Here is a 16,370-nt window from a genome sequence, read left to right on the forward strand (position 1 = left end):
GAGGAAAGAAAAATGCAATTAGTATCTCAAACCGAAGTAACCGAACTGCCGACCGGAAGCATCATAACACCGAAAGGCTTTACAGCAGCTGGGGTCCATGCAGGGCTGCGCTATTCAAAAAAAGACTTAGGAATTATATTAAGCGATACTCCTGCACAATGTGCAGCTGTCTATACAACAAGCCATTTTCAGGCGGCCCCTCTAAAAGTTACACAGGAAAGCATTGCAGCAGAAGGCCTCATTCAGGCTGTTATTGTAAATAGTGCATGTGCCAATGCCTGTACAGGGAAACAGGGTCTAAAGGATGCTTATCAAATGAGAAAATCAGCTGCAGATAAATTCAATTTAAAGGAACAGCATGTGGCGGTTGCCTCTACCGGTGTCATTGGCGAGTATATGCAGATGGATAAGATAGAAAAGGGCATTAAGATGCTGAAGCCCGGCAATGAGGCATTACACTCAGAGGATTTCCAAACAGCCATATTAACAACAGATTTAGTGATGAAGAAGTGCTGCTATTCTGCAGTCATTGATGGAAAAACAGTCACGATGGGCGGGTCGGCTAAGGGTTCTGGAATGATTCATCCCAATATGGCAACCATGCTTGCGTTTATCACAACTGATGCCAATATAGCAAGCTCTGATTTGCAATTTGCTTTAAAACAGGTTACTGATCGAACGTTCAATCAGATAACCGTTGATGGGGATACCTCAACAAATGACATGGTAATGGTTATGGCCAATGGAGCCAGCTGTACCAATAAACTTTCACAGGAGCACCCGGAGTGGGATGTATTTATACAGATCCTTTCCAAAACTTGTGAGAGTCTTGCCAAACAGATTGCAAAAGATGGCGAAGGAGCTACAAAGCTGATTGAGGTGGAGGTGTCGGGAACAAAAAACGATGAAGAGGCAAGAATAATTGCCAAGCAGATTGTCGGCTCTAACCTTGTTAAGACTGCTATATATGGAGCAGATGCCAATTGGGGCAGAATTATCGGGGCAATTGGACAGAGCCAGCCTGCTATTGATCCGTCTTCGGTGGATATTGCAATCGGACCTATAGTCATGCTGAAAAATAGTGTTCCACTGGCATTTTCAGAGGAAGAAGCAAAAGAGTACTTATCTAATTCCGCCATTCAAATTACTGTGGATCTTCATCAGGGAGCAGGCAAAGGGAGGGCCTGGGGATGTGACTTATCCTATGATTATGTCAAAATCAATGCAAGCTATCGAACCTGAGGGGGATGCCATTTGAAAAGTATAGTCATTAAGTGCGGAGGCAGTGTAATGGAAGAGCTGGGAGAAGCTTTCTTTGATAGTCTTTTAGAGTTGAAGAAGGAAGAATACCAGATTGTTTTTGTTCATGGGGGAGGCCCGGCAATTAACAGGATGCTGGAACTTTATAATATCCCTCATGAATTTGTTAATGGGCTAAGAAAAACGACTCCGGAAGTTCTGGAAGTAGCAGAGATGGTTTTGTCAGGACAATCCAATCGCAAACTTACCTCAATGATCGAACTGCATGGTTTGAGAGGTTTTGGTGTAAATGGCAGTGATGCGGGATTACTAAAGGCAAAATGTATCAATCAGGATGAGCTTGGACTTGTTGGTGAAATAACGGCTGTTAATCAGTCAGTACTTGAAATGTTATTTAATGAAGACCTGGTCCCTGTCATTACTCCTATTGCAGCTGCAGAAGATGGCACGAAACTGAATATCAATGCCGACTATGCTGCGGCAGCCATTGCCAATGCCATTAAAGCTGAACATTGCATCTTTGTAACGGATGTAAAAGGAATATTCATTGACGGTAACCTCACTCACCAGCTTGACGCGGATGAAATTGAACAGCATATTAAAAATAAAAAAATTACAGGCGGAATGATTCCAAAAGTTACCTCTGCCTTGAACCTAATCAGTAAAGGACTAAATAGCGTAATGATTGTATCAGGTAAAGAAAAGTTTTATGAGGATGGCATATGGATCGGGACGAACGTATCTGCCAAGAAGGAGGTCTTAACTTGAGTAATCTATTTCCAACGTATGCCCGGTGGGAAGTGGAGCCGGAAAAAGCAGAAGGAAGTTATCTTTTTGATAAAAGCGGTAAGCGCTATTTGGACTTCACCTCAGGAATCGGAGTCTGCAATCTCGGTCACCGTCCAGCAGCTGTACAAAAATCAATCAACGAACAGCTGAATAAATTCTGGCATGTTTCCAATTTGTTCATACAGGATCAGCAGGAGACTGCAGCAAAGGCTCTCTCCGAAGCTGCGGGTATGGATCTTGTATTCTTTGCCAATAGTGGAGCAGAAGCAAATGAAGCAGCGATTAAACTTGCCAGGAAAGCTTCGGGACGGGAAAAAATCATTACTTTTCAGCAATCATTCCACGGGAGGACCTTCGCCACTATGGCTGCAACTGGGCAGGATAAAATAAAAAACGGCTATGGTTCCATGCTGGAAACATTTAAATATGTTCCTTTTAATGATCTTAATGCATTAAAGGATGAGATGGATTCAGAAACAGCCGCTGTAATGCTGGAAATTGTACAGGGTGAAGGCGGGATTCACATTGGGGATCAGGAGTTTCTGGCAGAAACAGAGAAGCTTTGCAAAGAATACGGTGCGCTGCTGATTGTAGATGAAATTCAGACCGGCATTGGCAGGACGGGTAAAGCCTTTGCATTTCAGCATTTTGGCCTTGCCCCCGATATCGTAACCGCAGCTAAAGGCCTGGGAAGCGGATTGCCAATCGGCGCTGTGGTTGGAAAAAAAAACATTAGAAGGAGTGTTTGGACCAGGAAGCCATGGATCAACATTTGGCGGAAACCCGATCAGCATTTCTGCTGCTATTGCTACAATGAAGACAATATTTCATGATGATTTTTTGCAGGACGTCCGGGAAATGAGTGAGTATTTTGCTGACAAATTGGCAGAATCGCTTGAACAGATTGCAGCTGTTAAGGAGATTCGCTATCTTGGTTTGATGGTCGGTATTGAATCAGATATTCCCCTTCCATCATTGTTAAAGGAATTAAGAGGCAAGGGCTTGCTGGCATTGCCTGCAGGGGTAAATGTTTTGAGGCTGCTGCCTCCCTTGACAGCATCCAAATCTGAAATAGATGAAGCTGTACAAATTCTGCAATCCACACTAAAGGAATTTTCAAAATCAGCTGTGTAGGCTGTATTATTTTTCAAATGGATGAATAAAAATTAACAAAGTTATATAAATATACAGATAGCTTCGAGGTGTTGATAATGGAAGGATACCTTCATTTAAATAGCGGCCATTCCTATAAGGGCCAATGGCTGACGGATCAGCCTGAAAAGGATATAAAAGGGGAAATCGTTTTCTTTACAGGAATGACAGGCTACCAGGAAGTATTGACAGATCCTTCTTATAAGGACCAAATTATTGTGTTTACGTATCCTTTAATCGGAAATTACGGAATAAATGAGAATGATTTTGAGAGCAAGAAACCTCATGTGGCAGGGGTTATTGTATATGAAGGAAGCAGAAATCCTTCGCATTACAAATCGACTTATTCGCTTCAGGAGTACCTTCAGAAATGGAATATTCCATTATTAGGGCATATGGATACCCGTTCCATTGTAAAGAAAATCCGTTCAGAAGGCAGCATGCCGGCAAAAATGTCTTCTTCGGAAACGGCAGCCGCCGGATTGCTGCTTCCAAAGGATGAAAAAGTTTGTAAAGTATCATCACAAACTATGGAATGCTTTGGGGAGGGCGGCATTCATATAGTTGTCATGGATTTTGGAGCTAAAAAATCAATTGTGGATTCTTTGCTGAAAAGAGCGTGCAAGGTTACATCTGTTCCTTATAATACAGGCTTTGAACAGATAAAAAAACTAAATCCAGACGTGTGGTGCTTTCAAACGGGCCTGGAGATCCAAAAGAATTAAAAAGCATCCTCCCGGAATTAAAAAAGGTGCTGGAGCAGTATCCGGCATTGGGAATTTGCCTTGGCCACCAGCTGGCAGCTTTAGCATTTGGAGGCAACACAAAGAAACTGTCCTTTGGACATAGGGGTGCCAACCACCCGATTGCGGACATGAAGAAGGGCACTGTCTTTATGTCATCACAAAATCATAGCTATGTGGTTGATGAAGAAAGCATAATAGATACAGGGTTTAAAACCCGCTATGTAAACCTTCATGACCAGTCAATTGAGGGACTGATGCATAAGGTGCTGCCAATCCATACGGTGCAATTCCATCCGGAAGCCCATCCCGGCCCTGCGGATGGTGATTATATTTTTGATGAGTTTATGAACATGATTCAAGAGGAGAATAGGAGAGTTTTCGCTTATGCCTAAAGACATCAGTATCCAATCCATATTAGTAATTGGCTCAGGCCCGATTGTCATCGGGCAGGCAGCAGAATTTGATTATGCAGGAACACAGGCCTGTGCAGCATTAAAGGAAGAAGGCTATAAGGTTATCCTTGTTAATAACAATCCGGCTACCATCATGTCTGACAAAGCTTTTGCTGATAAAGTCTATTTCGAGCCGATGACTGCTGACAGCCTTGAGAAGATTATAAAGAAAGAACGTCCAGATGGCCTGCTTGCCACACTGGGAGGCCAGACAGGATTAAATCTTGCTTTTAAACTGAGTGAATCAGGTGTGCTTGAACGCTATGGAGTGAAGCTTTTGGGCAGCAGTATTGAATCCATTAAGAAAGGTGAAGACCGGGAAGCTTTTCGTAAACTGATGAACGAGCTTAACGAACCTGTTCCTGAAAGCATCATTGTCCATGAAGTGGAAGAAGCCATTCAATTTGCCCATGATATTGGATTCCCTATTATAGTCCGTCCAGCTTATACCCTTGGCGGAACAGGCGGTGGAATTGCAGGAGATTTTGATGAACTGGCATCCCTGGTGCAGGGCGGCTTAAAAGAAAGTGCGATTAGCCAATGTCTGGTTGAAAAAAGCATAGCAGGGTTTAAGGAAATAGAGTATGAGGTTATGCGGGATTCCCAGAATACGTGCATCACGATATGCAATATGGAAAATATTGATCCTGTAGGGGTGCATACCGGTGATTCAATTGTTGTAGCGCCTTCCCAGACCTTAACTGATGATGAGTACCAGATGCTCCGAACGGCATCCATTAAAATCATTTCAGAGCTGGGCATTATTGGAGGGTGCAACATTCAATTCGCCCTGGATCCGCATAGCAGGAATTATTACTTGATCGAAGTAAATCCGAGAGTCAGCAGGTCATCTGCCCTTGCTTCCAAAGCAACAGGCTATCCAATTGCCAGAATGGCTGCAAAGCTTGCAGTCGGGTATAACTTATCGGAGATCATAAACCCTGTAACAGGAGACACATTCGCAAGCTTTGAACCAGCTCTCGATTATGTCATCGTTAAATTTCCAAAATGGCCTTTTGACAAATTTCCTTCTGCAGACCGCAAGCTCGGAACACAAATGAAAGCCACCGGAGAGGTAATGGGTATTGACCGGAATCTGGAACGGGCTCTTTTAAAAGCAATCCATTCACTTGAAGGGAATGGATTGGATTTAATATCACCTGTCTTATCAGCTAAATCGGCAGATGCGCTTGAGGAACTGCTATTAAAGCAGACAGACGAAAGATTTTTTACCGTGATTGAATTATTGCGGAGAAATTACTCATTAGAAGCGTTACACTCTATCACAAAAATAGATTATTTCTATCTCAATATACTCAATGAAATGGTAAAACTGGAAAAACAAATCTCTGCCTTAACACTTGATGAAGCAACAAAAGAGGAGCTGCAATTTTTTAAGGAAAAGGGCTTCAGTGATAAGTTTCTTGCATGGGAATGGAAAGTAACGGAGAAAGCAGTCAGGGAAAAACGGAAAGAGGCTGGCATTCTTCCAGCATATAAAATGGTTGACACATGTGCTGCTGAATTTGAAGCACAATCTAATTATTATTACTCCAGTTACTTTGGCGAAAATGAACAAGTAAAGAGTGATAAGAGGAAAGTGCTTATTATCGGAAGCGGCCCCATCAGGATTGGCCAGGGCATTGAATTTGATTATTGCTCCGTTCAGGGAGTGTTTGCTCTGAAAGATGAAGGCGTTGAGACAATTATGATCAATAATAATCCTGAAACGGTTAGTACGGATTATACAACCGCTGACAGACTGTATTTTGAACCGCTAATCCTTGAGGATATCTTAAATGTGATTGAAGCAGAAGGGATTTCAGAAGTCATTGTGCAGCTTGGAGGGCAGACAGCTCTGAATCTCGCATCCGAACTGGAGGATTATGGAATTATCCTGCTCGGAACTGACTCAAAGACTATTGATGCATTAGAGGACCGCAAGCTTTTTTATCAGTTATTGGATGATTTACATATCCCGAGGATAAAAGGCGATGTCGTCTACTCAGAAGCAGAGCTGAAAGAAGCGGCCGAAAAAATTGGATTCCCGATTCTGGTCCGGCCATCCTATGTTATAGGCGGCAGAGGAATGGAACGTATTTCTTCTTCAACTGAGCTGGAACGTTATTTAATGAAAGGTAATGTCCCTTACCCGATTTTAATTGATCAATTCGTGCATGCTGTAGAAGCTGAACTTGATCTGGCAGCAGACGGAAATTATATCTGTGCACCGGCAATTATGGAGCATATTGAAAAAACCGGAGTGCACTCAGGAGACAGTATGTCCGTTCTCCCGCCGCAAAATCTTTCGGAAAATGTCCAGAATAAAATGCTGGCCTATGCGAAAGCGATTGTGCAAAAGCTCCATTATAAAGGACTTATGAATATTCAGTATATCGTGAATGGTGAAGAGGTATTTATACTTGAAATTAACCCTCGTGCAAGCAGAACGGTACCCATTATCAGCAAGGTAACAGGCGTGCAGCTGGTGGAGGTTGCGACAAAAATATTGCTTGGGAAATATAATTTGTCGAAAGATGAAATTCCGGCTGCTGCAAATCTCCCCTTTGTATGTGTGAAATTCCCCGTCTTCTCGAATTATGCATTAAAGGGATTGGACAGCAAAGTGGGTCCTGAAATGAAATCAACAGGTGAGGGCATTTCACTGGCGCCAAATTATGAGGAAGCTGTCAGAAAGTCCTTCCATGCTGGTTTAAGTGGTGTAAAGGGCAAATGTGTCGTAATAGCAAACTCTCCAATAACAGAAGAATTAACACATTATATCAATCAGGCTAAAGCTGTGCCAGTTTTCCTGACTCAAGACAATATGGACTGGAATGCCCAGGAAACCTTTGCTTTATACAATCCCGGAATGAGTGAAAGTGATAAAAAAATGAGAGAAATGGGAACCAAAAACAGAATTTTGACTTTCAGTGAAAAGGAAACACTTATCGCCTTATTAAAATCAATGACGGTCGGTGAGTGGGATGTTAAATCCATTGAGGATTGGCAGGGCATTAAAAATAATGACGGAGAAAAGGAAGTGGGCGTCATATGATTTCAACTCAGGCGGATAAGAGCTTAAATATAAAAGGGAAGGACTTTCTAACACTTGCAGACTTTTCAGCAGACGAGATAAAGGGGCTTTTGGAAAAAGCAAAGCAATTAAAAGAAGCTCATCTGCAGGGTGCAGAAACATCTATCCTAAAAGGGAAAATTCTTGGCATGATTTTTGAAAAGTCATCAACACGTACAAGAGTTTCCTTTGAAGCAGGGATGCTGCAGCTTGGAGGCCATGCCTTATATTTAAATAGCCAGGATCTGCAGCTTGGAAGAGGAGAAAGCATTGCGGATACAGCTAAAGTGCTTTCACAATATGTTGATGCGATTATGATCCGCACCTTCTCCCATGAGAAGATCCAGGAACTCGCTTATCATGCGGACATTCCGGTTATTAACGGCCTTACCGATCTTTATCATCCATGCCAGGCTCTTGCCGATCTCCTTACAATTGAAGAGAAAAATGGGGAGTTAAAAGGCCAAAATCTGGCATATATAGGCGATGGCAATAATGTGGCCCATTCTTTAATGATTGCTTCTGCCAAGATGGGGGTAAATATCACGATTGCCTGTCCTGCAGGGTATGAGCCAGATCAATCTATTTTCCAGCAATCACAAGAGTTCGCAGAACTAAGCGGTTCAAAGGTAATCGTCACACACAATCCTGAAGAAGCCGCTGCGAATGCCGATGCCATCTACACAGATGTCTGGACGAGCATGGGACAGGAAGCAGAGAATGACAAGAGGCTCAAAGACTTTGCTGATTATCAGGTTAATGAATATCTTGTCCAAAATGCCAAAAAAGATTACGTCTTTTTGCATTGCCTGCCTGCCCATCGCGGTGAGGAAGTTACAGCGGAGGTCATAGATGGAAACAATTCCGCTGTCTTTCAGCAGGCTGGGAACAGGCTCCATGTTCAAAAAGCCATTCTTTCAGAGATATTATAATGGAAAAGCCTTCTCTGCGCTGAGAAGGCTTTCTTCATTAAGATAAGAAATAAACAAGCGGCCCAACAATAAAACAGTAAATCGCAAAATACTTCAGGTTCCCTTTAGCCATAATATTCATAAACCATTTCAGGGAAAAGTAAGATGCAATCAGTGAGGCAATAAAGGCTATTGTATAAGGCAAAGCCAATTCAGATAAATTGGGATCTGTTAAAATGTCGTTGAAACCCAATATCATTCCGCCGGCACTTACGGGGATATATAAAAGGAAAGAAAACCTTAATGCTGTTTCCTGTTTCATCCCAAGTCCCATAGCGGCTACAATGGTAGCACCGGAACGGCTGATTCCCGGTATCAGTGCAACTGCCTGGGCAAGGCCAACAATGATTGCATCCTTATAAGATAATTCAGCATCATTTTTCCGTCCTCGTAAATTCCGGATCAGCCACAGGGCAAGTCCAGTTATGATAAGTGTAATCCCTACTGTTTTAATATTGGCAAGATGATCATCAATAAAATCCTCAAACAAAATACCAATAACACCTGCGGGGATGGTTCCAATAAACAGGTAAATGATAAACCGAAAATCAGATTCCGCCTGTTTATCTTTGGTTGTGACGTATGCAAATCCATTTCGAAGCAGTCTTATAATATCCTCCCTGTATATAAGCAAAACAGCTAATAAGGAGGCAGTATTTACAAGAAGGGCAAAGCTGAGGCCTTTAATGTCCAGATCGAAAAAGTACTGGGCAATTTCCAGGTGCCCGCTCGATGAAATGGGAATAGGCTCCGTAAATCCCTGAAACAATCCCAAAAACAAGTACTTAAGCAATGTCAGAAAATCAGTCACAGGTAAATCCTCCATTATGAAATCTCATACCTCCCATTTAACAATAAAAAGGACCGCAGAGTAAAGTGATATCCTTATCATGTTTTTACGCGATGCCAATAGTTTCCCTCATGAGAGATGCAAGAATGGAAATAATAATAAGTGATTTACGATTAAAGGAGGTATTCAGCATGGGGCAAAACAGACAATTTAAGCCTGGCCAGAAAGCACCTAATAATGGAATTTATATAGAAATTGGCGAAACAGGAAGCAACGTCAATAATCCGCAAATGCTTAAAATGAGAGCTGGGGACCAATTTCCGGAAACATCCAATCATAACCGGCTATGGACATATAAAAGAAAGCCCTGATTGTGATTAATTAAAAGAAAATGGGGAAATAGGAAATAGAGCCATCCCAATAGCGGATGGCCTTTTAGACATGAAAAAAGGCTGAAAACTTTACATATGAAAAGATTGAATTATAATAAAATTAAAAGGTCAAAAAAGGTCAAAAAGGAGGTAGCATAATGGATGTAAATCGGATGACAGAGCGACTCCAGGAAGGGTTATTGAATGCGCAGTCCAGAGCTATTCGCGAGCAGCATCAGGAAGTGGATGAAGCCCATTTATTCCTGGCTTTACTGGAGCAGGAAACCAGTCTTGTTTCATTAATACTGTCAAAAATGCAGATTTCTGCGGAGTCCTTTTCCAATAAAATGCAGGAAGCGCTAAGAAAGAAACCGCAAGTATCCGGTTCAGGAACAGAACAAGGGAAACTGTATATAACCGGTAAACTGCAGCGGATGCTGGCGGACGCAGAAAATTATATGAAAACTTATCAGGACGATTTCATGTCAGTGGAGCATGTATTCATGGCTGCTGCAGCGGCGGAAACCGAAACGGCAGCAATTTTAAAGTCATACGGGATCAGTAAAGAACAAGTGGAGCAGGCGATTAAAGAAGTTAGGGGGAATCAGAGAGTGACATCGCAAAATCCTGAATCAACATATGAGGCATTAAAAAAGTATGGAAGGGATCTTGTCTCAGAGGTAAAGAAGGGAAAAGTTGATCCTGTGATTGGCCGGGATAGCGAGATCAGGAATGTCATTCGCATCCTTTCAAGGAAAACCAAAAATAATCCGGTTTTAATAGGCGAACCTGGGGTTGGGAAAACCGCTATAGTCGAAGGTCTGGCACAGAGAATTGTCCGTAAGGATGTGCCTGAAGGCCTTAAGGATAAAACCATTTTTGCCCTTGATATGAGCGCTTTAATTGCGGGAGCCAAATTCCGGGGTGAATTTGAGGAAAGACTGAAAGCGGTTTTAAATGAAGTTAAGAAAAGCGAAGGCAGAATTCTTCTCTTTATTGACGAACTGCACACCATTGTAGGTGCGGGCAAAACAGAAGGAGCCATGGATGCAGGGAATATGCTGAAACCCATGCTTGCAAGAGGAGAATTGCACTGTATAGGAGCTACCACACTTGAGGAGCACCGCAAATATATCGAAAAAGATCCTGCGCTGGAACGGCGTTTTCAGCAGGTATTGGTGCAGGAGCCGGATGTAGAGGATACAATCTCTATTCTAAGAGGGCTGAAGGAGCGCTTTGAAATACATCATGGAGTCAACATCCACGATCGTGCTTTAGTGGCTGCCGCAACCTTATCAGACAGGTATATTACAGACCGTTTCCTCCCTGATAAGGCGATTGACTTGGTTGACGAAGCCTGTGCTATGATAAGGACCGAAATTGATTCAATGCCATCTGAGCTGGATGAAGTCACAAGAAGGGTCATGCAGCTGGAAATAGAAGAAGCGGCACTAAGAAAAGAAAGTGATGAAGCAAGCAAACAGAGACTCGGAGGCCTGCAAAAAGAACTGGCTGAACTAAAGGATCAGGCAAATAGCATGAAAGCTAAATGGCAGCTTGAAAAAGAAGGAATCCAAAAAGTACAGGAAAAGCGGGAGCAGCTTGAGATAATGCGCCGTGAACTTGAGGAAGCTGAAAATAATTATGACTTGAATAAAGCAGCAGAACTTCGCCATGGAAGAATCCCGGCTTTGGAGAAGGAATTGAAAGACCTTGAAAAAGCAGTTAATGAGAATCAAGGGGACCGGCTGCTGAGAGAGGAAGTCACAGAAGAAGAGATTGCTGGCATTGTGGCAAGGTGGACAGGTATTCCCGTGGTTAAACTTGTTGAAGGTGAACGTGAAAAGCTTCTTCGCCTTGAAAATATCCTTCACGAAAGAGTGATTGGACAGGATGAAGCGGTGCAGCTTGTGTCAGATGCTGTCCTAAGAGCAAGAGCAGGCATTAAAGATCCGAACCGCCCGATTGGATCTTTCATCTTCCTGGGTCCAACCGGAGTGGGAAAAACAGAATTGGCTAAGGCACTTGCACAATCATTGTTCGATAGTGAAGAACAAATAATCAGAATCGATATGTCCGAATATATGGAAAAACATGCTGTATCAAGATTGATTGGTGCTCCTCCGGGGTATGTAGGTTATGAGGAAGGCGGTCAGCTGACAGAAGCTGTCAGAAGGAAGCCATACTCAGTAATTCTGCTTGATGAAATTGAGAAGGCTCATCCAGAAGTATTCAATATCCTCCTGCAGATGCTTGATGATGGAAGGATCACTGACTCACAGGGCCGCACGGTTGATTTTAAAAATACGGTTATCATTATGACTTCCAATATCGGCTCCCACTTTCTTCTGGAACGCTCTGCCAATGAGGCAGATATAACTGAAGAGACCAGAGACAATGTACTTGGACAGCTGAGGAGCCATTTCCGCCCGGAGTTTTTAAACAGAGTGGACGAAATTATCTTGTTTAAGCCTTTAGCTCTCAATGAAATAAAGGGTATTGTATTAAAATTAATTACTCAGCTTCAAGCAAGATTATCAGATCAGCATATTAAGTTAAGTATAAATGATGATGCGAGAGAATATATTGCAGAAAACGGATTTGATCCTGTTTACGGCGCCAGGCCGCTCAAACGGTTTATCCAAAGGAACGTAGAAACAGCACTCGCCCGCAAAATCATCGCAGGAGAAATTAAAGATCAAAGTGAAGTTATTATATCAGCAGAAAACGGCAGAATTGAACTGCTGGTAAAATAAGGACACAAATGAAAAGAATCATCCTGAGTTAACAGGATGACTCTTTTCATTTCCTGCAAAAGCTGCAGATTAATGAATTCCTTCTTTCTCAACAGGACCTTCAGGAATGATGGAAGCGACAACAAAAATTAAAACGGTTGTCCCAGCTGCCAGAATGGTGCCGGTTACAAAATCGTATGGCGCTCCAAGCATTGAGGAAACTACGTACGTTAACATTTGAACAAGAAGGAAAGTCCAGAAGAATGTCCAAAAGTATCTCATCTATTTCACCTCTAACATAATTAATCCCTTTTCATATTAGCATAAGCCATTAAAGAAATAAATTTATTTTTTCTCTTTTCAGCCCATTGATGAACTTGTCTAAAACTAGGCTAATCTCCCTTTCATTTTAAGTTTATTTACATACATTATATTATGCAAACTTGCAAAGGAGTTTTACTATGGAAAGCCGGAACTTCCAGCTGGATACAGAATGGTGCATGATTCATTACCCAGATAAACCAAGTGGTTTCGGTATTCTGATAATTGGGGATGATCGGCACTTTGTTGATAGAAACTGCAGTTTTTGGACTCAGAATGAAGGGAAATATTCATTAATTAAGAAACTAAGACAAGATGGCTATACGATCTTTTATTCAAATTTATACGGAAGGCACTGGGGATGCGATCGGGCTGTTGAGAAGGCTAAGTACTTGTATGAACATATCACGCGTACAGAAATTATAAACGAAAAGATCCATATTATTGCTGAGGGAATGGGAGCATTGGTTGCCCTTAGGTTGCTGCATGAAATGAGTGATTTAATCCGTTCAGCCGTATTAATAAATCCTATACTTTCACTAAAGCATCATCTCGACCAGGAAAAAGAGCATAAGTTCTTTTATAAGAAACTATTAAAAGAACTGGCAGCTTCCTATGAAATAGAAAAGGAAAACATAGCAGAACAGCTCAGCAAACATGAAAAAAACCTCACATCCGGCCTTAAAGTCCCCGTCAGAATCATTCAGGTTCTGGCCGGCGGAAGAGCTTACAAGCAATCGGATTATTTAAAGAAACGATCCATACAATGGGAAAATGAAAATAGCCCTATCTCAGTGTTTTATATCCTCCCAGATAAAAAACAGCGAATATCTTCCCAAATGACAAGCTTCTTTAATAAATATGAAAAAGTCCTATAATACTGCTGCAATTCCCGCAAAGAAATAAAGACAATCCTTTGAGCATAGAATACATTAATATGCTTCCAAGGAGGAGTGAAGATGGACAGGGCAGTCATATTAGGGACATTTGAATTTATAGGATTCAGCCTGTGCAAGCATCTTCTGGAACAGGGCTGTGAGATAGATGGAATTCATTTCGACAAAGAAAAAGATGACGCTTTAATTCACGAAAAACGTCTGACAATCGGACGAAATGCCAATTTCAATGAAAAAAACTATTCTGCATGGATTAAATCTGGAGAAATACTAAAAAATGACATGATTTTCATAGATATATACGACTTATATATTAGGAATGAGCTTGCCGCTTTAAGGGAGAAGGAGCTTATTGAAGGATTTTTTCTGAAAAATATGGCTTTATTCCAGATCCTTCAGGTGAAAATTGTATTCCTTCTCCCTATTCAGTGGCTAAAAGACATCAGCAGAACACACAGCAAGCTCGAAGATGCTATTGAAATACTTCAAGAAAACAATATTTCAGTTTCATCCTTTTACATGCCTGTCATTTATGGTCCCTGGCAGCCTAAGGAATTCAGTTTTCATCAGTCTATTGCGAAAGAAAGAGTAATGATAAGTGAAAGAGAATGGATACATGATGCTATCTTTATTGATGATCTCATCAATTTCTTATCAAATTGTGCAGATAGGTCTTTAGATGAGTCTTACCTATTAAAAAGCAGTATCACCAGGCACTGGCGAAAATGCGCTGACTATCTTTCATTTGACTATAATGAAAATTGGAGATATCCCGATTTGGCAATAGGGAAAGTAACTGAAAGAACGATTCAGTGTTCAGTAAAATTCTCCGATGGTCTCGAAAAGCAAAGAAGACATTTTATTTCATTAGAAAGCCCGGATGGCTGGTAAATTGGAAAAAAATCTTTCCATTTGAGATAAAGAAAAGGTAGAATTGAATTAGACTGGTAAATTAAACCGGCAGCAGGAAGCGAAAGACAGAGAGGCGGAGAAAAAGAAGATGCATAAGACATTAAAGAAATTAGGGATCCTTCTTTTGTGCCTTCTTTTATTGGCCTCCTGCAGACAGCCGATGTCTGCAGGAAAACTTGAGAAAGCTGGATTATTAGTGCCCGATACTGTCAATGACCAAGTATGGGGGACCAAAGGCTATAAAGGCATGCTAAAGATTCAATCCCATTATGATATTGAGGTTTATTATAAAGAAGGCATGAATTCAGAGATGGTTGTTGAAAGAGCTGTTAAAGAGTTTGACCAAAAAGGTGTAAACCTGATCTTTGGACATGGCAATGAATACGCTGCATACTTTAATAACATCTCAAAAAAATATCCTGACATTCACTTTGTCAGCTTTAATGGTGACGCCCAAAATGAAAACACCACCAGTTTGAACTTTGAAGCATATGCCATGGGTTTCTTCGGAGGCATGGTTGCAGGACATATGACGAAAACGAATAATGTAGGAATACTGGCGGCTTTTGAATGGCAGCCGGAAGTAGAAGGTTTTTATGAAGGTGCAAACTATATCAATGATAATGTAAACGTGCAGATCCAATATGTCGGCAACTGGGACAATGATAACAAAGCCATCGCTCTTTTGGACAAACTTATTGCCAATAAGACAGATGTTGTCTATCCGGCCGGAGATGGGTATAATGTTCCTGTCATCGAAAAGCTGAAAGAAGAAGGGCTCTACGCCATCGGCTATATTTCCGATCAGTCTGATTTGGGTGAATCAGTCGTCCTGACCAGTACAATTCAGCATGTCGATGTTTTATATGAACTAGTGGCAGAAAAATATAACGAAGGCGAACTCGAATCAGGAAATCTATTTTTCGATTTCGAGGATGAAGTGATTTCACTTGGAAAATTCAGTCCTGACGTTGACGAAGATTTCAAAAAAGAACTAAATGCTGCCATTGAGAATTACAAAAAAACAGGCAAACTGCCTGAATAGTAATTACCATACATAGGAGGTACTGCAAGATGAACGAAAAAAACATGGAATTCATGCAAATCGCCATGAAATACCTGCCAGAAGCCAAACAGCAGCTCGACGAAGCAGGCATCGAACTATCCATGGAAATGATCCAGCCATTCATGAACCTATTCATCAAAGTTATGAACGAAGCCTATGAAATGGGTAAAACGGATGCTTTGAATGAAAGTGAATAATTTGGGAAACCAGCCTTTTGGGCTGGTTTTTGTTTTTTGGGGAAACTCTGCCCCTACTTCTTCCAAAACATCTCCAGCAAAGGACCCGCTTTTTTCAGCAATGGCTTTAAATGATGAGCTGAAGACATCAGTGTATCAATGTTGCCCATGAGTTCCTCTACGTTTATGTTGTTCAGGATATTGTTTACATTTTCTTTGCCGGAACTCTCTGTTTCAGTAGTTTCTCTGCTTTTTCCCCCTAAGAGCCAGTCGTCAGCTTCATGAGCATTTCTGCTTCTGCCTCCGAAAAGCCACTCGTTTTTCCCGTGATATTCTTCAGCACTGCTGTCGAATTCAATTTTGCCTTCAGCTGGCGTATGGTTTCTGACTTTTTCTCCAAATAAAAAATGGGTTAAAGGGTCTTCTGTATTTCCCATGTCTTTTTCATCCTTGTTAAGCATATGCCAGTTCCCTCCTTCCAGATGCCTATATTATCAGCATATGAAGAAAAGTTGACAGGGTATAGACATTTGTGGAGTAAAAGTACGGAAAGGTAAAAAGTGTTGCGTTATTGTATAAACTTTTGATAAAATTAGTACCAAGTCATAATAATTGATAATAATATTTAAATAGAGAATACTTATGGGTTTGTAATTA

The 16,370-nt window shown here is 41.4% G+C and carries 13 protein-coding genes and 2 pseudogenes; 12 read left to right on the forward strand and 3 right to left on the reverse strand.

What is annotated here, in order from left to right; translation table 11 throughout:
* Nucleotides 1-12: 12 nt before the first annotated feature.
* The 6 genes and pseudogenes from argJ (at nt 13) to argF (ending at nt 8,407) form a co-directional block, all read left to right on the forward strand.
* A complete protein-coding gene (gene argJ, locus BFI01S_RS04380) occupies nt 13-1,242 on the forward strand; it encodes a bifunctional ornithine acetyltransferase/N-acetylglutamate synthase (protein WP_061791519.1) in 1,230 nt (409 codons plus the stop codon).
* 12 nt (nt 1,243-1,254) lie between these two features.
* A complete protein-coding gene (gene argB / locus BFI01S_RS04385; RefSeq protein ID WP_061791520.1) occupies nt 1,255-2,028 on the forward strand; it encodes an acetylglutamate kinase in 774 nt (257 codons plus the stop codon).
* A pseudogene (gene argD, locus BFI01S_RS04390) lies at nt 2,025-3,183 on the forward strand (acetylornithine transaminase). The gene argB and the pseudogene argD overlap by 4 nt, the downstream one beginning before the upstream one ends.
* Nucleotides 3,184-3,260: 77 nt before the next feature.
* A pseudogene (locus BFI01S_RS04395) lies at nt 3,261-4,339 on the forward strand (carbamoyl phosphate synthase small subunit).
* Nucleotides 4,332-7,457, forward strand: coding sequence for a carbamoyl-phosphate synthase (glutamine-hydrolyzing) large subunit (gene carB / locus BFI01S_RS04400; RefSeq protein ID WP_061791521.1), 3,126 nt, complete (start codon nt 4,332-4,334; stop codon nt 7,455-7,457). The pseudogene BFI01S_RS04395 and the gene carB overlap by 8 nt, the downstream one beginning before the upstream one ends.
* Nucleotides 7,454-8,407: an ornithine carbamoyltransferase gene (argF, locus tag BFI01S_RS04405; RefSeq protein ID WP_061791522.1), complete on the forward strand. Its 954-nt coding sequence runs from the start codon at nt 7,454-7,456 to the stop codon at nt 8,405-8,407. Before carB ends, argF begins: the two co-directional genes overlap by 4 nt.
* A gap of 37 nt (nt 8,408-8,444) precedes the next feature.
* Here argF and BFI01S_RS04410 read toward each other — a convergent pair whose 3' ends face one another.
* Nucleotides 8,445-9,257, reverse strand: a complete 813-nt coding sequence (locus BFI01S_RS04410; RefSeq protein WP_373682868.1) for an undecaprenyl-diphosphate phosphatase — start codon at nt 9,255-9,257, stop codon at nt 8,445-8,447.
* 170 nt (nt 9,258-9,427) lie between these two features.
* Here BFI01S_RS04410 and BFI01S_RS04415 point away from each other — a divergent pair, with 170 nt between their 5' ends.
* The gene (locus BFI01S_RS04415; protein WP_009331234.1) at nt 9,428-9,607 is read left to right on the forward strand and encodes a YjzC family protein; all 180 of its coding nucleotides are present in this window, start codon (nt 9,428-9,430) and stop codon (nt 9,605-9,607) included.
* Nucleotides 9,608-9,765: 158 nt separating this feature from the next.
* On the forward strand, nt 9,766-12,363 hold the full coding sequence (clpB, locus tag BFI01S_RS04420) for an ATP-dependent chaperone ClpB (protein ID WP_061791524.1): 2,598 nt from the start codon (nt 9,766-9,768) through the stop codon (nt 12,361-12,363).
* Between the two features lie 69 nt (nt 12,364-12,432).
* Here the strand turns inward: clpB and BFI01S_RS04425 are convergent, their stop codons facing one another.
* Nucleotides 12,433-12,624 carry a YjzD family protein gene (locus tag BFI01S_RS04425; protein WP_061791525.1) on the reverse strand — a complete coding sequence of 64 codons (192 nt, stop codon included), beginning with the start codon at nt 12,622-12,624 and terminating at the stop codon, nt 12,433-12,435.
* 179 nt (nt 12,625-12,803) lie between these two features.
* Between BFI01S_RS04425 and BFI01S_RS04430 the strand changes: the two genes are divergently transcribed.
* The 4 genes from BFI01S_RS04430 (at nt 12,804) to BFI01S_RS04445 (ending at nt 15,734) form a co-directional block, all read left to right on the forward strand.
* Entirely contained in the window at nt 12,804-13,541 is a 738-nt protein-coding gene (locus BFI01S_RS04430; RefSeq protein WP_061791526.1) for a serine aminopeptidase domain-containing protein, read from the forward strand.
* A gap of 81 nt (nt 13,542-13,622) precedes the next feature.
* A complete protein-coding gene (locus tag BFI01S_RS04435; protein WP_061791527.1) occupies nt 13,623-14,450 on the forward strand; it encodes a hypothetical protein in 828 nt (275 codons plus the stop codon).
* A 109-nt stretch (nt 14,451-14,559) separates the two neighbouring features.
* The gene (locus BFI01S_RS04440) at nt 14,560-15,516 is read left to right on the forward strand and encodes a BMP family ABC transporter substrate-binding protein (RefSeq protein ID WP_061791528.1); all 957 of its coding nucleotides are present in this window, start codon (nt 14,560-14,562) and stop codon (nt 15,514-15,516) included.
* Between the two features lie 29 nt (nt 15,517-15,545).
* Entirely contained in the window at nt 15,546-15,734 is a 189-nt protein-coding gene (locus tag BFI01S_RS04445) for a ComZ family protein (RefSeq protein WP_048010971.1), read from the forward strand.
* A gap of 53 nt (nt 15,735-15,787) precedes the next feature.
* On the opposite strand, the gene BFI01S_RS04450 is transcribed toward BFI01S_RS04445, so the two are convergent.
* Entirely contained in the window at nt 15,788-16,174 is a 387-nt protein-coding gene (locus BFI01S_RS04450; protein ID WP_061791529.1) for a hypothetical protein, read from the reverse strand.
* Between the last annotated feature and the right edge of the window lie 196 nt (nt 16,175-16,370).

The sequence above is a fragment of the Cytobacillus firmus NBRC 15306 genome (assembly GCF_001591465.1).
In the GTDB taxonomy this organism is placed as follows: domain Bacteria; phylum Bacillota; class Bacilli; order Bacillales; family Cytobacillaceae; genus Cytobacillus; species Cytobacillus firmus.